15 protein-coding genes are annotated in these 16,116 nt (G+C 53.6%); 5 read left to right on the top strand and 10 right to left on the bottom strand.

Translation table 11 applies throughout. The features are described 5' to 3' along the window. Window position 1 precedes the first annotated feature (1 nt). Window positions 2-808 carry a cyclase family protein gene (locus tag AC3CB2_RS04510; RefSeq protein ID WP_352930578.1) on the top strand — a complete coding sequence of 269 codons (807 nt, stop codon included), beginning with the start codon at window positions 2-4 and terminating at the stop codon, window positions 806-808. Beyond that, on the top strand, window positions 808-1,536 hold the full coding sequence (locus AC3CB2_RS04505; protein ID WP_352930580.1) for an SDR family NAD(P)-dependent oxidoreductase: 729 nt from the start codon (window positions 808-810) through the stop codon (window positions 1,534-1,536). The genes AC3CB2_RS04510 and AC3CB2_RS04505 overlap by 1 nt, the downstream gene beginning before the upstream one ends. 63 nt (window positions 1,537-1,599) lie before the next feature. Here the strand turns inward: AC3CB2_RS04505 and soxR are convergent, their stop codons facing one another. After that, complete coding sequence (gene soxR / locus AC3CB2_RS04500; protein WP_352930582.1) at window positions 1,600-2,067, bottom strand: redox-sensitive transcriptional activator SoxR; 468 nt, start codon at window positions 2,065-2,067, stop codon at window positions 1,600-1,602. A 93-nt stretch (window positions 2,068-2,160) separates the two neighbouring features. Between soxR and AC3CB2_RS04495 the strand changes: the two genes are divergently transcribed. Continuing rightward, window positions 2,161-2,802, top strand: coding sequence for an MBL fold metallo-hydrolase (locus AC3CB2_RS04495; protein WP_352930584.1), 642 nt, complete (start codon window positions 2,161-2,163; stop codon window positions 2,800-2,802). A gap of 55 nt (window positions 2,803-2,857) precedes the next feature. On the opposite strand, the gene AC3CB2_RS04490 is transcribed toward AC3CB2_RS04495, so the two are convergent. The 4 genes from AC3CB2_RS04490 to AC3CB2_RS04475 form a co-directional block, all read right to left on the bottom strand. Then, window positions 2,858-3,973, bottom strand: a complete 1,116-nt coding sequence (locus AC3CB2_RS04490) for an ABC transporter ATP-binding protein (RefSeq protein WP_054782571.1) — start codon at window positions 3,971-3,973, stop codon at window positions 2,858-2,860. Between the two features lie 5 nt (window positions 3,974-3,978). Beyond that, a complete protein-coding gene (locus AC3CB2_RS04485; protein WP_014285408.1) occupies window positions 3,979-4,860 on the bottom strand; it encodes a carbohydrate ABC transporter permease in 882 nt (293 codons plus the stop codon). Then, window positions 4,860-5,804, bottom strand: a complete 945-nt coding sequence (locus tag AC3CB2_RS04480) for a carbohydrate ABC transporter permease (protein ID WP_371260879.1) — start codon at window positions 5,802-5,804, stop codon at window positions 4,860-4,862. Before AC3CB2_RS04480 ends, AC3CB2_RS04485 begins: the two co-directional genes overlap by 1 nt. 64 nt (window positions 5,805-5,868) lie before the next feature. After that, window positions 5,869-7,119, bottom strand: a complete 1,251-nt coding sequence (locus AC3CB2_RS04475) for an ABC transporter substrate-binding protein (protein WP_008546428.1) — start codon at window positions 7,117-7,119, stop codon at window positions 5,869-5,871. Between the two features lie 206 nt (window positions 7,120-7,325). Between AC3CB2_RS04475 and AC3CB2_RS04470 the strand changes: the two genes are divergently transcribed. Then, window positions 7,326-8,378, top strand: coding sequence for a LacI family transcriptional regulator (locus tag AC3CB2_RS04470; RefSeq protein WP_352930586.1), 1,053 nt, complete (start codon window positions 7,326-7,328; stop codon window positions 8,376-8,378). 3 nt (window positions 8,379-8,381) lie between these two features. Here AC3CB2_RS04470 and AC3CB2_RS04465 read toward each other — a convergent pair whose 3' ends face one another. Together AC3CB2_RS04465 and AC3CB2_RS04460 are read right to left on the bottom strand one after the other, a co-directional pair. Continuing rightward, window positions 8,382-9,074, bottom strand: a complete 693-nt coding sequence (locus AC3CB2_RS04465) for an HD domain-containing protein (RefSeq protein ID WP_352930588.1) — start codon at window positions 9,072-9,074, stop codon at window positions 8,382-8,384. A 152-nt stretch (window positions 9,075-9,226) separates the two neighbouring features. Beyond that, window positions 9,227-10,723, bottom strand: coding sequence for an alkaline phosphatase (locus AC3CB2_RS04460; RefSeq protein ID WP_352930590.1), 1,497 nt, complete (start codon window positions 10,721-10,723; stop codon window positions 9,227-9,229). Window positions 10,724-10,935: 212 nt separating this feature from the next. Between AC3CB2_RS04460 and AC3CB2_RS04455 the strand changes: the two genes are divergently transcribed. Further along, on the top strand, window positions 10,936-12,246 hold the full coding sequence (locus AC3CB2_RS04455; RefSeq protein WP_352930592.1) for a DUF3422 family protein: 1,311 nt from the start codon (window positions 10,936-10,938) through the stop codon (window positions 12,244-12,246). A gap of 41 nt (window positions 12,247-12,287) precedes the next feature. On the opposite strand, the gene AC3CB2_RS04450 is transcribed toward AC3CB2_RS04455, so the two are convergent. The 3 genes from AC3CB2_RS04450 to AC3CB2_RS04440 are packed head-to-tail and all read right to left on the bottom strand — an operon-like array spanning window position 12,288 to window position 16,070. After that, window positions 12,288-13,949, bottom strand: coding sequence for an ABC transporter ATP-binding protein (locus tag AC3CB2_RS04450; RefSeq protein WP_425328934.1), 1,662 nt, complete (start codon window positions 13,947-13,949; stop codon window positions 12,288-12,290). Then, window positions 13,903-15,045, bottom strand: coding sequence for an ABC transporter permease (locus AC3CB2_RS04445; protein ID WP_352930596.1), 1,143 nt, complete (start codon window positions 15,043-15,045; stop codon window positions 13,903-13,905). Before AC3CB2_RS04445 ends, AC3CB2_RS04450 begins: the two co-directional genes overlap by 47 nt. Beyond that, window positions 15,045-16,070 (bottom strand): ABC transporter permease, encoded by a 1,026-nt coding sequence (locus AC3CB2_RS04440; protein WP_352930598.1) that lies wholly within the window; start codon window positions 16,068-16,070, stop codon window positions 15,045-15,047. Before AC3CB2_RS04440 ends, AC3CB2_RS04445 begins: the two co-directional genes overlap by 1 nt. Between the last annotated feature and the right edge of the window lie 46 nt (window positions 16,071-16,116).

Here is a 16,116-nt window from a genome sequence, read left to right as displayed (position 1 = left end):
CATGGAAGCCTTGAAAGAAAAACTGGCAAATCCGGTCGAGTTGCTTAGCTCTGCTTTGCTCTCCGGTGACGTCGAGGTGGTGGACCTAACGCACACGCTTGATCCGGACTTTCCGGTGATCATCCTGCCGCCCGAGTTTGGACAGTGCGCGCGCTTTCGGATGGAAGAGATTTCTGCCTATGATCATCGCGGTCCGGCGTGGAAATGGAACACCTTCACCTGCTCGGAGCATACAGGCACGCACTTTGATGCACCGATCCATTGGATTTCCGGCAAGGATCTGCCCAACAACACGGTGGATTCCATTCCGCCTGAGCACTTTGTTGGGCCGGTTGTGGTGATCGATTGCTCGCAAGGATCTGCGCAGGATGATGACTTTGAGCTGACGCCAGAGATCATTGCGGCATGGGAGGCTGAGCACGGGCGTATTCCAGCGGACAGCTGGGTGTTCATGCGCACGGACTGGAGTAAGCGCAGTGGGGCGGCTTACCTGAATATGCGTGATGACGGGCCGCATTCACCGGGACCAACGCCAGAGGCGATCCGGTTTCTGATTGATGAGCGCGGTATCCGCGGCTTTGGCACAGAGACTGTGGGGACGGATGCTGGCCAAGGTGCGCATTATACGCCGCCCTATCCGGCTCACTTTTATCTGCATGGCGCTGGCAAATATGGACTGCAGTGCATGTGCAATCTGGATCAACTGCCAGCAACAGGTGCCATGATCCTATGTGCACCTCTGAAGATTAAGGGCGGGACTGGCAGCCCCTTGCGCGTGCTGGCGCTTGTGCCAAAGGAGAGACGTTGATGTCTGAACAGTTCACTGCGGTCATCACTGGCGGCAACAAGGGCATTGGTGCGGCTTTGGCGAAGGAGATGCTGGAGGCTGGCTATACGGTGATTTGCCTGTCGCGCCGGGCGCCTGAGTTTGAGCACCCAAAGCTCCACTTCCATCAGACAGACCTGCTGGATCAGGGCCAAGTGAGCACAGCAGCTGAGGCAATTGCGGTTGAGCATGAGGTGACACATCTCATTCACAATGCAGGGCTGATCTTTCCCAACCTGATTGAAGAGGCTGAAGCGGATGACATTTCGGGTCTGGCCCAGCTTCATCTGGGCTCAGCTCTGACGCTGCTCAAGGCTTTCTTGCCGAGCATGAAAGAGCGGCAGTTTGGGCGGGTTTTGTTTAATGGTTCTCGTGCGGCTTTGGGGGCCAAGACGCGGACGGCCTACAGTGCTTCCAAAGCGGGTATGATTGGTATGGCGCGGACATGGGCACTGGAGCTGGCGCAGCATCAGATTACGGTGAATGTGGTTGCGCCCGGTCCGGTGAAGACCGACAACTTCTGGGGCATTATTCCTAAAGGTAGCGAGCAAGAGCAGAAGCTGGCTGATGGTATTCCGGTTGGCCGCATTGGTACGGTGGAAGACATCACCAATGCCTTTATGTTCTTTGCAGATCCCAAGTCCAGCTTCATCACCGGGCAGACGCTGTTTGTCTGTGGCGGGATGAGCGTGGGGACAGCTCTGCTCTAAGCGTCTCACTTAAAGTTCTGAATCAGATTCAGGTCATGCGTGTAGCTGTTTGATTCCGCTGAGTCAGGCGTTCTCAGTGTATGGCTTTCTGCGCCATCCCAGCAGGTGTGCGCCTGCCCCCTGGCTTTTCATTTTATCTTCCGGGTTGAGGAGATGGCAGTCTGTCATGGAGAGGCAGCCGCAGCCAATGCACTCGTTGAGGCCTTCGCGCAGGTCTTGCAGTTCAGCAATGCGCTTATCTAGATCATCCTGCCACCACGTGGAAAGTTTGGCCCAGTCACCCGCTGAGATCTTCTTCTCGTTGGGCAGCTGATCCATGGCCGCTTTGATCTCCTTAAGCGGTACGCCCAGCTTCTGCGCGGCCTTGATCACTGCGATCTTGCGCAGGACGGCAGCGGAGTATCTTCTGTGGTTCGCATTGTTGCGCCAGGAGCTGATGAGCCCTTTTTCTTCGTAAAAATGTACCGCTGAGACGGCGATGCCGCTGCGCTCAGCGACCTGCCCGACGGTTAGCCCTTGCAAGGAGACCATTGTCATTCCTTCATTTTTATGCCTTGACCTCAACATTACTTGAGGAATTAGAAGAGATCATGGCAGTAATCAAGAGCCAATAAGGAATAACTGATGAAGAAGATTTACGATGATCTGTGGCAGGTCCCTCTGGAGAAGCGATTTACGACATTGCTCTCCCATGCATATTTTCTGAAAACACCGGATCGGAACATCCTGATTTCACATTTTGAAAATCAGGATGTCGCACATCAGTTACGTGAGATGGGCGGCGTTGATGAGCAGTATCTGACTCACAATCACGAAATCTCAGAGAGTCTGGGAGAATTGCGTTTCGTGCTTGGCTCAAAGCTCATCGGGCATGAAAACATTGCCAAGTTCTTTTCTGGTGATGTCGCTCCAGATCGACTTCTTAAAGGCAACGGGCCATTTGCCGGAGACGACGGATTTCAGGCGCTTTATACGCCGGGGCATACGGACAACAATCTGTGCTTCTATTATGCCTCTCCCACTGGAAGGAACTACCTGTTTACCGGCGATACGATCTATCTGGATAATGGCCGTTTCAAAACGCTGGTGATGACCAGTGATGGGGGAAACAGGCAAGAACTGGTGGCAACATTGCGCAGACTGAGAGAGCTGCCCGTGGATGTGATCCTTTGCAGCGTTGCCATGGGCCACTATGAGATCGTTGAGGTCACACAGTCTGAATGGCACGACCTGATAGATGAGAAAATCTGGGAGATCTTGGATTAATAAAAAAAGCCGGAGTGAACCACTCCGGCTTTTGAAAGTGCTCTTATCTTTGAAATTACGCGATGCGCATTTCAGAGGATGGATCAAACGGGATTGCTTTATCCATGTTGATCGCAAACGGGACGTCCTGACCAGCAGTTACCTGCGCATCAGCCCGCATACGTGCGTTGCAGTCTTTGCCCCCCAGAGAAGACATCACGTAGGTGTCTGAGCCTGCTGGCTCAGTGACGATGACACGGTTGGTGATCTGCTCAATGTGCTTAGCCTTGCGGTCCGCCCCTTCAGGATCGGTGATCGCTTCCGGACGGATGCCCAGTACGATTTCCTTCTGATCAAAGCCTTTCAAAGCTTCTGTCGGGTTGGAGAACTTGAGGTTCACCTGATCGCTCAATCCGGTTGGCAGCTGCGCGAAGATACCATCGCCGTTGGCAACAACCTTTGCAGGCACCAGGTTCATGCTTGGAGAACCCATGAAGCTTGCCACAAACAGGTTCGCAGGCGTGTCATAGATCTCTTTTGGCGTGCCCAACTGCTGCACGTAACCGCCGTTCATCACAGCAATGCGCGTGGACAGCGTCATTGCTTCGATCTGGTCGTGTGTCACGTAAACGATTGTGGTGCCAAGCTTCTGGTGCAGCTTCTTGATCTCAGTGCGCATGTCCACACGCAGCTTTGCATCAAGGTTGGAGAGCGGCTCATCGAACAGGAACACATCCGGGTCACGCACAAGCGCACGGCCCATGGCCACACGCTGACGCTGACCACCTGAGAGCTGTCCCGGCTTGCGGTTCAGCAACTGCTTGATCTGCAGCATCTCAGCGACTTCGTTCATGGACTTGTCGCGCTCAGCCTTGGCAACGCCGTGCATTTCCAGACCGAACGTGATGTTCTGGCCTACGGTCATGTTTGGATACAGCGCGTAGGACTGGAACACCATGGCGATGTTACGCTTGGACGGGTGGACCCCGTTCATGGTCTGCCCTTTGATGTCGATGGTGCCGGAGGTGATGTCCTCTAGACCCGCGATCATGTTGAGCAGAGTAGACTTACCGCAACCAGACGGCCCGACGAGAACGAGGAACTCCCCTTCTTCTACGTCGATATCGATGTTGTGAAGCACCTTTGTAGAGCCGTAAGACTTGGTCGCATTGTTGATTTTCAGAAAGCTCATAGTACTTATCCCTTCACCGATCCGGCCATCAGGCCTCTTACGAAGTAGCGGCCAGCCACGATGTACACGAGCAGTGTCGGTAATGCGGCGAGGATCGCTCCGGCAAAATGAACGTTATATTCTTTGACGCCCGTTGAAGAGCTGACGAGGTTGTTCAGAGCCACGGTCATTGGCTGACTATCAAGATCCGCAAAGGACGCACCAAACAGGAAGTCATTCCAGATGTTGGTGAACTGCCAGATGACGGAAACCACGATGATTGGACCTGAACTTGGCAGCATGATGCGCCAGAAGATACGGAAGAACCCTGCCCCATCAATCTGCGCTGCGCGGATCAGCTCTGTTGGGAACACCTGATAGTAGTTTCTGAAGTACAGCGTGGTGAAGCCAAGGCCGTAAACCACATGCACCAGAACAAGACCCGGTGTAGAGCCCGCAATGCCGAGAAAACCAAGTACACGCGCCATTGGGATCAGCACGATCTGGAACGGAATGAAGCAGGCAAACAGCATCAGACCGAACAGGATGGTATCACCCTTAAAGCGCCACTTGGTCAGCACGTAACCATTCAAAGCACCCAGAACGGTTGAGATCGCAACAGCCGGGAACACCATTTTCAGGGAATTCCAGAAGTACGGCTTCAGACCTGTTGGCTCAACGCCGATCTGCGCGCTGTTCCAGGCTTTCAGCCATGGTTCCAGCGTGAAGACCTGAGGCAGCGCCATCATGTTGCCGCCTGTGATTTCAGAGAGCGGCTTCACGGAGTTGATGACCATAATGCCAAATGGCAGCAGGTAGAACGTGGCGAACAGGATCAACATCAGGTAGATGAACGCGCGCGTGATGCGCCCTGTGTTGATGGCATTATCTGTCGAGGCTACGGACATTACTTCTTCTCCCGCAGTTCGGCATAAAGATACGGCACCATGATCGCGGCAATGGTCATGAGCATGATAACAGCGGAACTGGCACCAATACCCATCTGGTTGCGCGTGAAGGTGTACGAGTACATGAAGGTCGCTGGCACCTCAGTAGCGCGGCCCGGTCCACCACCAGTCAATGCCACGACAAGGTCGTAGGACTTGATGGCGAGGTGCGACAGGATCACGAAGGCTGACAGGAATGCCGGACGCAGCTGCGGAATGATGATGCGGCGGTACATGTTCCAGTTGGACGCACCGTCGATCTGAGCTGCTTTGAGAATCTCATTATCGATGCCGCGCAGACCAGCAAGGAACATGGCCATTACGAAGCCAGATGTTTGCCAGACCGCAGCAATCACAACGGTGTAGATTGCAAAGTCGCGGTTTTTGATCCAGTCAAACTCAAAGCTTTCCCAGCCCCACAGGTGCATGGTGTGCTCAAGGCCGATGCCCGGATCGAGGAACCATTTCCATGCTGTACCTGTCACGATGAAGCTGAGCGCCATCGGATACAGGAAGATTGGACGCAAGAAGCCTTCGCCGCGGATCTTCTGGTCCAGAAAAATCGCAAGGCTCAAGCCGATAGCTGTACAGATTGCGATGTACAGACCGGCGAAGATGCCGAGGTTTTTGATGGCAATGGACCAATGCCGCAGCCGGAATAGCTTTTCATAGTTCTCCAGCCCTACCCAGTCATAAACCGGCAGGATGCGGCTTCCTGTAAAGGAGAGATATACGGAGAAAATGATAAATCCATAGACAAAGACCAAGATCAGAGCCAAGGAGGGTGATAGCACCAGTTTTGGAATGAGATTTTGGAGTCTTGTCCGCAGGTCCGGTTTTACTGCCGTTGGCGCTTGATAGTCAGCGGCCATGGCAACGGATGAAGTGGTCTGGTCGACCATGATCCCTGCCCCCAGATTTTATGTTGTTTTGGGAAAAATGGGGCCGACGCATCGGCCCCACTTAAAATTACTTCGCGATGGAGACAGCGTCTACCAGCTCTTCAACAGCGGTAGCGGAGTCGTACTCACCGTTAAAGTGTGCAGTTACAACGTCATAAATGGCGTTTTTCACGGATGCTGGTGCAGAGTGGCCATGCGCCATGGAACCGAAGAGGTTGCCGCTTGCTGCAGCTGCTGCCAGATCTTTCATGCCCTGCTTTGCACATGCATCAAACGCTTCGTCGGAAACGTCGGTACGTGCAGGAACAGAACCCTTCACTACGTTGAACGCAGACTGGAAGGTTGGAGAAAGGATCGCGCTTGCCAGAGCAGCTTGCTCTTTGGACACTTCACCGCCCTGATCGAACATTGCGAACTGGTCAGCGTTGAAGGTGACCTGGTTCTGCGTGCCTGGGAAGCGGAAGCAGAGGAAGTCTTCGCCTGGCTTTTTGCCAGCGCCGAGGAACTCACCTTTTGCCCAGTCACCCATCATCTGGAAACCAGCTTCGCCGTTGATGACCATTGCAGTTGCAAGGTTCCAGTCACGACCGGAGAAGTTTTCGTCAACGTTTGCGCGCAGGACTGCCATGCGGTCAAACGCTTCTTTCATGGTGTCAGAACCAAGAGCAGCTTCGTCCAGATCGATGAATGCAGCTTTATAGAAGTCTGCGCCACCGGTGCTCATGACGATTGCGTCGAACAGGGTTGCGTCCTGCCAAGCCTGACCGCCGTGTGCGAGTGGTGTTACGCCAGCTGCTTTCAGCTTATCAAGCGCTGCGGTGAACTCTTCCCAAGTGGTTGGAGCTGCAATGCCGTGCTTGTCCAGCACTGCTTTGTTTGCCCATACCCAGTTGGTGGAGTGTACGTTTACTGGCGCGGAGATCCACTTGCCATCGTACTTCGCAAAACGCTGAAGAGCAGCAGGAACAACTTTGTCCCAGCCTTCTTTTGCAGCAACTGCGTTCAGGTCAGCCAGAGCGCCTTCTTTCGCCCAGTCCTGGATGTCGAAACCGAGCATCTGAACTGCAGTTGGCGCGTTGCCAGCTGTTACGCGTGCACGCAGAACGGTCATTGCGGATTCACCGCCGCCGCCTGCTACAGGCATATCAGCCCAACCGATGCCCTGAGATTCCAAGTCTTTCTTCAGTACGTTCAGCGCAGCCGCTTCACCGCCTGAAGTCCACCAGTGCAGAACTTCCACGTCTGCCGCTACGGATGTGGTTGCTGTTGCAGCCAGCAGTGCCAGAGCGGATGTGGTTTTCACTAGTAGTTTGTGCATGTGTTGCCTCCCGATCACAACTTAAAATTTCTACACAAAAATACGACTAACATAGTACTTATAACGTTACAAATATCGGATCTGTCAATGCCAAAAGTGAAGCCATTGACTTGAATGATCTTTTTTGTATCAAATGCTACTCACTGAATTTGTTGCATCGTTATAATGAAGATCTGACTGACTTACGGGAGGTAAACTGGTTTCATATGCCGACGAAAAAACCAACAATTTCCTCCTCTCACTCCGCTTCAAAACCGACGCAGAAGACAATTGCGGAAATCACCGGTCTTGCGGTGACAACTGTCTCGCGGGCGCTTCAGGGGGATGAAAAGATTGCACAGGCAACCCGCCTGCGCGTAAGTAAAGTTGCTGAAGAAATCGGCTATGTTCCTGACCGTGCCGCTCAAAGGTTGCGTACGGGCAAGACCAAAGTTGTTTCGTTGATTCTCGATCCACACAACGAAATCCTTGGGTTTGGAAACTCCCTGATCACCGGTGTGGCCCATGCTTTGGCGGGGACGGATTATCATTTGAACGTGACACCGCAGTTTCTTGGTGGTGATCCGATTGAGCCGGTTCAGTACATCGTGCGCAATAAACTGGCGGACGGAATCATCTTCTCGCGGACAAGGCCTTTTGATGAGCGGGTACGTTTCCTGAGGGAGCGCAGCTTTCCGTTCACCACCCATGGGCGGACGGAGTTCGGCTATCAGCACTCCTACGTTGACTATGACAACGAGAAGTTTGCCTACGAGTCTGTGCTGCGATTGATGCAGAAAGGGCGGCGACGGATTTGCATTATCCTGCCTCCTAACCAGTTCACATTCCACCAGCATCTGAACTACGGCTATATGCGCGCCATTCGTCAGGAAGGGCTGCAGAGCTATATTCCGGGTGGTATCAGTCTGGATTCGGATATGCCGGAGGTGTTTGAATGGGCGAAAAACATCGCCAGCTCACCAGAAGCACCGGATGGGTTCATCTGTCCGGGTGAAACATCTTTCCTTGCGATTGCAAACGGCTACCGTCAGGCTGGAAAAGCGCGTGGGCTGGATTTTGATGCAGTGGTGAAATCAAGTTCGCAGACGCTGCATCAGATTGATCCGCATATCGACAATATCAGTGAAGACATTCAAGAGGCTGGCGTTCTGCTGGGTACTAATCTGCTGAAAACCATGGAACATCCGGATGGCCCATTTGAGCAGACCATCCAGGATCCGGATATCACTTTCCCGTCTCTCAAGTCCTTTCAGGACTGAGGTTCAGGAGGCGACTTTCGGCGCTTCTTCTTCGATCCAGAGATCGTGATGTTCTGGATAGGTGAAGCCTGTTTCAGCGGCCAGTTGCTTCAGGAAGCCTATCATGTAGTCGGTGCGTTCGCGGGCGACTTCACGGCCTTCCTTGGTCTGCATAGTTTTGTGCAGTTTCAATAGCTTCAGAGCGAAGTGATCGACACCGAAGGCTTTGTCATCAAGCTCACGCTCGCTGGCGAACAAGTCACCACCATGGAACAGGTTAGAGTTCATGGTTTTGGCGATGTAGAACGTGCGGGCAATACCAATAGCACCGAGGGATTCCAGACGATCTGCATCCTGCAGGATCTTGGCTTCGATGGTTTGTGGCTCGATTTCAGCTGAGAAGCTGTGCGCTTCAATGGCGTGTTTGATGCGCTCGATTTTATCCGCAGAAACACCAAGTTCCTGTAGGATCGGTTCAGCTGCATCTGCAGAGAGCTTGGAGGCTTTTGCGCGGTCCGGGGAGTTCTTGGGAACGTTGACCAGATCATGCAAATAGGCAGCAGCGACAAGTACTTCCTCATCCCCTTCACCGCGACGGGTGGCAATATCCAGCGCAGCCAATTTTACGCGGCGGGCGTGGTAGAGGTCATGACTGGCATCATCGCTCTGATCATGCGCTTTCAGCGCGGCTTCCAACTTCTTTTCGAAATCAATCATCGGAACTCACTTTTGCAAAATGAGCCCGAAACCTACGTCAGGTCAGTGTGCATTTCGAGGCTAAACTGGCCTGATCCCCCGACAAATTTTCACGAGGTCCGAGAAACGCCAAAGTCGTTTTTGCGTATGATACAACAAGGTACCAAGCGCCATTACTCCTCTTCTTTGGCGTTGGCGGCGTAGTTCATGACGTTGAAGATGTAGTTCTGCTCAATCGTGCCATCAAACAGGTGCGCCCATGGGCCTTTGGCATAGACAGCAACATCCGTTCCCGCATGCGTTTCCTTGTCCAGCGGAAGCAGCGATTGCTGTTTGTAGTCCGGATCCAGCGCTTCTTCCTGAGAGACAACAGGACGTGTGCCAAACCAGTTGTTTTCTTCTGTCAGAATGGAGCCTGTGCCGTTCAAGTAACCTGCAACAGTGAAGGGCTTGCCATCCAGCCCCAGAAGCATTTCATCAGTGTGTTTGACGCCGTTGTTGTCGATGCCCATGCACAGGCCGTTGATGGGTGACCCGCGACCACAATAGCCATTAAAAGAGAGCGTGTGGGCGTGGTCTGCTGTCACGATGATCAGCGTATCCTGATCACTGGTCATCTGCTCTGCCATGGCGACAGCTTCAGCAAATGCAACGCCATCCGTCAGGGCACGGAACAAGTTTCCGGCATGGTTGGCGTGGTCAACACGACCTCCTTCCACCAGCATATAGAAGCCGTTTTCATTAGTCTGAAGCGATTCAATGGTCAGTTTCACCATTTCTGCGAGGGATGGCTGGTCTTTTCGGTCATAGTCGTAATCCATGTGACCTGAACTGAACACACCAAGCACTGGCTTGCCTGCGGACGGATCAAGTTCGCTGAAGGATTTCTCATCCCACACATAGGTGGCGCCAAACTCTTTGGCTTCGTCAATGAGATTACGGCCATCCCTTCGGTTTCGGTCTTTGCTGTCTTTGTCTGTCGCCGTTTCAGGGAGCATGTGGCGACGCCCTCCTCCCATAGCAATGTCGATGGTGCTGTTTTTGATCTGATCCAGCAGCTGTACAGCGATATCCGGAACATCACAGCCGTCCGGCACGCTGGCATCATCCTCATAGCGCCTTGAGGCCACGTGAGCGTAAGCGGAGGCTGGTGTTGCGTCTGTCAGGCTGGCTGTTGTGATGATGCCGACAGCTTTGCCTTGGGCAGCCAGAACCTCTGCAATTGTCGCGACACTGCCCGCTTTCACTGCCGAGCAATCGGCAAAGTTCACTGTTTCATCGACACCCAGCACACCGGATTTGGTTTTGACCCCTGAGTGAAAAGCCGTGCCGGTTCCTGCAGAATCTGGTGTTTGCGCATTGACGTTGTAGGTCTTGACCAAGGCGCTGTGAGGAAAGGCCTCCTGAGGCAGAACGTTTTCCTCCCCCAGCAATCCGTTTTGCTGGCCCTGAAAGATGCGCGTGGCGTAGTTGGTTGCGATGCCATTGCCATCCGCGATCATCAGGATGATGTTTTTGGCAGGCTTTGTGATGGGTTGTTGAGCCAGCTTATTCTGGATTTCAGCTTCCGCAGCTTCAAACCATCGATTGTTTTTTTGAGGAAAATCAGGCTCTGCCCAAGCCAGAGCGGTGGAACAGGTCAACAGGACCGCAGCAAGTGGCACTCTCATATTCAGCCCTCAACAGGTGATGTTTTGGGCGCTGTGTTTAGTTTACAAGTCTTAGAGTTCACTGTGATGAACCCTGAGAATTCGACTTAGATTTCGCATTGATTGCAACGACCACCCTGCGACAATCGCGCGCAATACGTAGTTTTATGTAGATCACAAATGCAGTCTGCTTCACACTCAACCTTTCGGGCATGAAGATCATGAGGGGCGCATTGAGTGAACTAGACGATCTGTTGGAAGCGACACCTGAAGCTCAGCCATTTGCTGAACACCCGCTTCGGCAAGCTATTCTTGCGGAAGTCCATGCACGCCCCTTTGTGCCGATCCAAGGTGAATGGCAGATTTTGCAGTATGCCTTCATGGTGGATCAGGACCGGAAACACGCAGAGCGACAAGCGCTTTCCACCTTTACTGGTGAGCATTCTGATGAGGCTTCAGAGCATTATTTGCATCATGCCTTTGAGGGCTACTCACTGCGTTGGGAGCAACACAGCGAGTTCTCCACCTATGCCATTGAAAAGCCTCTGAAAGCAGCTCTCAGTTATGATCAGTCTATCAGCTCCTCTTTGTTCGCCAGTGGCAAACTCTCTCCTCCCGGCGAGCTGATTGCTGCCGTTCAGCTCACCGTAAAAACCGCAGTCTCTCCACTCTCAGAAGAACTGCTTGAAGAGTTTGACGCAGCAAGTCTCACTGTCTCTGAGGTGATTGAAGGGCGCGCGACGTTGGTGACTGACTTTCAGGCCAACGATGAGGGCATTGTTTCTTTTCTGCTGCTGGATCATGGGCTCTCTCCATTGGAGCTCGGAGCAACGGTGCGACGAGTGTTGGAGTTGGAGACCTACAAGACACTCTCTCTGCTAGGGCTTTATGAAGCGCGCAAGCAGCAGGTCATCGTCAGCCGGATTGAGAGTGATTTGGTGCAGATCACTTCACAGCTTCGCAACTCTGGTAGCGGCAAACCACAGTCATTGGCTCAAAACGAAGAGCTTTTGTCAGATCTTTCCTCGCTGGCCGCTGATCTGGAGGCCTCTGCCATGGAAAGCCTTTTCCGGTTTGGTGCGACGCGGGCTTATTCTGACATTGTCAGGCGCCGACTTGAGACACTGGGAGAGGCCAGCGTTTCCGGTTACGACATGATCGGGCGTTTCTTGAACCGGCGGCTCGCCCCTGCCATGCAGACGTGCCGGGCCATTGAAGAACGACAAGCCAATCTGTCTCGCAAGTTAACACGCGCAGTGGGTTTGCTACGGGCCCGGGTGGATGTGGAACTGGAACGGCAGAACCGGGATCTGTTGAGCTCGATGGATCAGCGTGCCAAGTATCAGTTGCGCTTGCAGCAGACCGTGGAAGGTCTCTCCATCGCGGCGATCTCGTATTATGTGATCAGTCTGATTGGGTATGCGCTGAAAGGTGCCAAGACGTTTGGGTCGCCGATTGATCCCGCTGTGGGCATGGCTGCATCTGTGCCATTGGTGGTTGGAGTGCTTTGGTACTTCCTGAGAAAACTCAAAGCAGCGCACTGAAGGGACAGTGATGGCGACGATGACCGCCGCCATCGGAACTGTTAGAGATAAGCCGCAGAAACCAGCCGCTGCGTGTACTCTGTTTGCGGTCTGTGAAGTACATCCAGTGTTTTGCCAGCTTCCACCACATTGCCGTGCTGCATAACCATCACGTTATGGCACAAGGCTTTAACGACCTTGAGATCATGACTGATGAAGAGATAGCTCAGCTTCAGCTTGTCGCGCAGGTCTTTCAGCAGGTCGATGATTTGCGCCTGAATGGACAAATCCAGAGCAGACGTTGGCTCATCCAGCAAGATGAACTTGGGCTTTAAAACGATGGAGCGCGCAATGGCGATCCTCTGGCGCTGTCCGCCGGAGAACTCATGGGGAAAACGATCCATGGTGCTGCGCGGCATCTGCACGGCATCCAGAGCTTCTGCGACCATGGACTGCCGCTCTTTATGACTGCCGCCGATGCCATTGACCTTCAGCCCCTCGCCCACGATCTCACCGACAACCATACGCGGGTTGAGCGAAGAGAACGGGTCCTGAAACACCACTTGCAGGTCTGTTCTGAGCGGCTTCAGTTCCTTCTTAGTCAGGTTATCGATCCGATCCCCATCAAAGGTGATGGCCCCTGCATCAGCTTTAAGAAGCTGTAGGATCGACATGCCCAAAGTGGATTTGCCTGATCCAGACTCCCCTACGATCCCAAGCGTTTCACCTGATTTGATTTTAAGGGAGATGTCATTGACCGCCACCAGTTCCTTGGTCTTGCGGCTGAAGAAGCTGCCGTGCTTGGACTTGAACGTGACCCGCACTTTATCTGCCTGCAGCAGGTCATACAGCCCCTCTTCCAACTCATCCGGCGAGCCTGTTGGCTCACTGGCGATCAGGTGCCGGGTGTACGGGTGGGATGGCGTTTCAAAGACCTCTTTGGTCGTTCCGGTCTCCACCAGTTTCCCTGCCCGCATAACGCAGACACGATCACTCACCTGACGCACCACATTGAGGTCGTGGGTAATGAGGATGATTGCCATGTTGTGGCGTTGCTGCAGCTCTTTCAAGAGCTTCAGGATTTCGGCCTGTACAGTAACATCCAGCGCCGTGGTTGGCTCATCTGCAATCAGAAGGTCCGGCTCATTAGCCAATGCCATGGCAATCATGACACGCTGGCGTTGGCCACCTGAAAGCTGGTGCGGATACTGGCTGAAGCGGATTTCGGGGTCCGGGATCTTCACCTCATCCAGCATGCGAATAGCTTCGACTTTGGCGTCTGCCTTGGAAATTTTGCGGTGAGAGCGGATCATCTCAATGATCTGATCACCTATGCGATAGACCGGATTGAGACTGGTGAGTGGCTCCTGAAAGATCATGGAGATGCGATTACCGCGGATCTTTTGTAGCTCCAGCTCACTCATACTTGCCAGATCACGGTCATCAAACTCGATGTGCGAGCCTTCTGCCAGAGTGGCGTTTTCAGCGAGCATACCCATGATCGCGCGGGCAGTTACGGACTTGCCAGAACCGGACTCACCCACCACGGCCAGCGTTTCGCCCTTTGCTACGGAGTAGCTCACGCCTTTCACTGCCTCCACAGTTCCCGTCACGGTCTTGAAGCTGACGGCCACATCGCTGATGGTGAGAAGGTCTTTGTGTTGTGTTTGGTCGATACTAGGCATTGCTGTAGGGATCCATTGCATCACGAAGGCCATCGCCAGCGGCGTTGAAGGCGAGTACGGAAATAATGATCATCGCAACTGGTGCCATCATCCATGGTGCGGCACTGAAGGACTGGAAGTCGAGGATCTGGTTGAGCATGCTGCCCCAGGAGACCATCGGCTGTTGAATGCCCACTCCGAGGAATGACAGGAAGCTCTCCAGCAAGATGATTTCCGGCAACTGGTAGGTCGCCCAGACGATGATGTGCGAAGACGTATTCGGCACGATATGGGCGCCGATGATACGGCTGTTGGATGCGCCCACCGCTTCCGCGGCCCGGACATACTCCAGATTGCGCATGGAGAAGACTTTGCCGCGCAGCTCGCGACAGAGGTCTGCCCATCTCAGCAGCACAAGGATGCATGCGAACATGATGAAGATGGTGATTGGTTCAGCGCGGCGCGGCAGCAAGGCAACCAGAGCCAGATAGAGCGGCAGATCCGGGAATGCTTTGATGAACTCAACCAGTCGCTGGACGACCAGATCATAAAGCCCGCCGAAATATCCTGAGCTGACGCCCATAATGATGCCAATCACGCAAGCGGAGCCCATCACCAGCAGCGCCATGAGCAGTGTGATGCGTGTGCCGTAGATCATACGGGAGTACACATCACGGCCCAGATTGTCCGTGCCCAGAATGTGGAACTTGCTGCCGTCTGTTGTACCGAACAGATGGGTGTTGAAGGTCATGCCCAGAAACTGCCAGGGCTCCCCTTCCACAAACAGAGCGACATAGGAGATCTTATCGAGATCAGGCACGAATGTGATCTCGAAGGTCTGCATGTTCATTTCTTCTTTGAAGCCGGTGACGTATGGTGTCGTCAAGCTGCCGTCTGGCGTGAAGAAATGCAGTGTTTGCGGCGGTGAGTACAACGCCGCACGGTTGGCTGTTTGCGGTCCATATGGCGCGATGAAGCCCGCGAAAATGGCTGTCAGGAAGATCAGCATGCAGGCTATGAAGCCAACCATGCCGTATTTGTTGCGGACGAAGCGGCGAACGACAAGGCCCCAGTAGGAAATGGAAGGCCGGTCTTCTGCCAGTTGCTGCGCGTCTACACTGCCGTGTTCAATTGCATCGCTGTCAATCTGGGTCATCACGTACTTCCTTCCATGGCAGCCTGACGGACACGTGGGTCAACAACGGCCAGAAGCAGGTCAGCGACCAGATTTCCGACCACCATGATGGTGGCAACGAGCATGAAGATGGCAGCGACCACATACATGTCACGCTCAGCAACTGAAGACAGGATCAGTGGGCCAATTGTTGGAACGCCAAGAACGATGGCGATCTCGATTTCACCCTTAATCATGTACTCAAAGCGGCTGCCGATGTTCATGATAACGGGGTGTAGCGCATTCGGGATGGCGTGCACCATGATGATGCGACGGCGAGACAGCCCCTTGGCGCGCGCAGTTTCAATGTACTGGGATTTCATCACATCCAGCAGGTTCCCGCGCATCATGCGCAGCGTGTATGCCTGCCCTGCCCAGATGGAGATGAGCAAGATTGGCCAGACGTGTTTGAGGAAGTCCCAAAGCTTATCAAGGGACCAATGATCCTGCAGAAGATACTCAGGCGACTGGAGTGCGCCGATATAAGGTGAGTGCCAGACGAAGGCCAGATAATACAGAATAATCAGCGAGATTACGAATTTCGGGATGACGATGCCGAGAAAAGCAACGATGGTCGAAATGGTGTCGCCAAGCTTGTACTGGTTCATGGCTGCGTAAACACCGAGCGCACCGCCGATGAACTGGGCAAGCACCATTGCGGTGAATGCCAGAGCCAGTGTACGTGGCAGACGCAGGCCGATAACTTCCGTGACTGGTTTGGAGAAGAAGAACGAGTCCCCAAAGTTACCAGCGGTGACGATGCCGACGATCCAGCGCCAGTACTGCACAACAACCGGCTGATCCAGCCCTAGCTGCGCACGTAGAATTTCTGCTTGAGGTTCCAAAGCTGCACGGGATTGTCCGGTTTGTGCGGCGGTGGTTGACATCCACATGTCAACGTAGTCGCCCGGTACGGCTTGTATGATTGCGAAGGATACAATGGAGATCCCAATCAACAAGACCAGTGTTGCAGCTGCACGTTGCGCCAAAAAGCGTAACAGGCCCATCTATCTAGCCCTCCCAGCTATGAGCATTTTTTGCTTATTATTACGA

It is taken from the genome of Pseudovibrio sp. SCP20 (genome assembly GCF_057774105.1).
This window is presented reverse-complemented; position numbering and strand designations above follow the sequence as displayed.